Genomic DNA, 1,668 nt, shown 5'->3' with positions numbered 1-1,668 from the left:
GGCGCGGGTCAGGACATTGACGTTCATGTGGAAGCCACCGGCGTCCACGTACGCGTCCAGCACGCCGACCAGGTTCCCCGCCCGTTCCGCCGGGGTACGCCCGAGCCCTTCGGGCGTCACCGTGTTGGTCAGCGAGATCCCGTCGCGGGCGTCCGCGTAGGGCAGTTTGGCCACCGACAGGGCCGAGGCGATCATCCCGTGCCGGTCGCGGCCGTTCATCGGGTTGGCGCCCGGGGCGAACGGCTGGCCGGAGCGGCGGCCGTCGGGGGTGTTGCCGGTGTGCTTGCCGTACACCACGTTGGAGGTGATGGTCAGCACGGACTGGGTGTTCTCGGCGCCCCGGTAGGCGGGATGTTCGCGCACCTTGGCCATGAACGAGCGGACCAGGTCGACGGCGATGGAGTCCACCCGCTCGTCGTTGTTGCCGAAGGCGGGGTAGTCGCCCTCGGCCACGTAGTCGACCGCCATGCCGGCGGCGTCGCGGATGACGCGCACGCGGGCGTGGCGAATCGCCGAAAGGCTGTCGGCGGCGACTGAGAGGCCGGCGATGCCGCAGGCCAGGGTGCGCTTGACCGGGTAGTCGTGCAGGGCCATCTCGACGCGCTCGTAGGCGTACTTGTCGTGCATGTGGTGGATGATGTTGAGCGCGTTGACGTACGTGCGGGCCAGCCAGTCCAGCATCCGGTCGAAGGCGGGGGCGACCTCCTCGTAGGCCAGGTACTCGCCTGTCAGCGCCGGGACGGCGGGGCCGACCTGGTCGCCGGTCATCTCGTCGCGGCCGCCGTTGATGGCGTACAGCAGGGTCTTGGCGAGGTTGACCCGGGCGCCGAAGAATTGCATCTGCTTCCCGACGGGCGCGGCCGACACGCAGCAGGCGATCGCGGTGTCGTCGCCGAACTGGGGGCGCATCAGGTCGTCGCTCTCGTACTGGATGGAGCTGGTGTCGATCGACAATTCGGCGCAGAAGCGTTTGAACGGCTCGGGCAGTCGCGGCGACCAGAAGACCGTCAGGTTCGGCTCGGGCGCGGGGCCGAGGTTGCGCAGGGTCTGCAGGTAGCGGAAGCTCGTGCGGGTCACCAGGGTGCGGCCGTCCTCGCCCATGCCGCCGATCGACTCGGTCACCCAGGTCGGGTCGCCGGAGAAGAGCTGGTCGTATTCGGGGGTGCGCAGGAAGCGCACGATCCGCAGCTTGATGACGAAGTCGTCGATCAGTTCCTGGGCGCGCTCCTCGGTGATGAGGCCGTCGGCGAGGTCGCGTTCCAGGTAGATGTCCAGGAAGGTGGCGGTGCGGCCCAGCGACATGGCCGCGCCGTTCTGCTCCTTCACCGCGGCCAGGTAGGCCAGGTAGAGCCACTGGATCGCCTCGCGCGCGGTGGCGGCCGGTCGGGAGAGGTCGCAGCCGTAGGAGGCGGCCATCTCGCGCAGTTCGGCCAGGGCGCGGATCTGCTCGGCCAGCTCCTCCCGGTCGCGGATCACCGGGTCGCTGGAGAAGGCACGGTCGAGGCTGTGCAGCTCGTCCTTCTTGGCCTCGATGAGGTGGTTCACGCCGTACAGGGGGACGCGGCGGTAGTCGCCGATGATGCGGCCCCGGCCGTAGGCGTCGGGCAGGCCGGTGATGACCCCCGAGCGGCGCGCGGCGCGGATCTCGGCGGTGTAGGCGTCGAAGAC

1 protein-coding gene is annotated in these 1,668 nt (G+C 69.8%); it reads right to left on the bottom strand.

All coding sequences use genetic code 11. From position 1 onward, the window contains the following. A partial coding sequence (locus ABGB08_RS54500) for a pyruvate formate lyase family protein (RefSeq protein ID WP_347608470.1) occupies positions 1-1,668 on the bottom strand: 1,668 nt, incomplete at both ends.

Source organism: Acrocarpospora sp. B8E8, from assembly GCF_039871605.1.
GTDB lineage: Bacteria > Actinomycetota > Actinomycetes > Streptosporangiales > Streptosporangiaceae > Acrocarpospora > Acrocarpospora macrocephala.
This window is presented reverse-complemented; position numbering and strand designations above follow the sequence as displayed.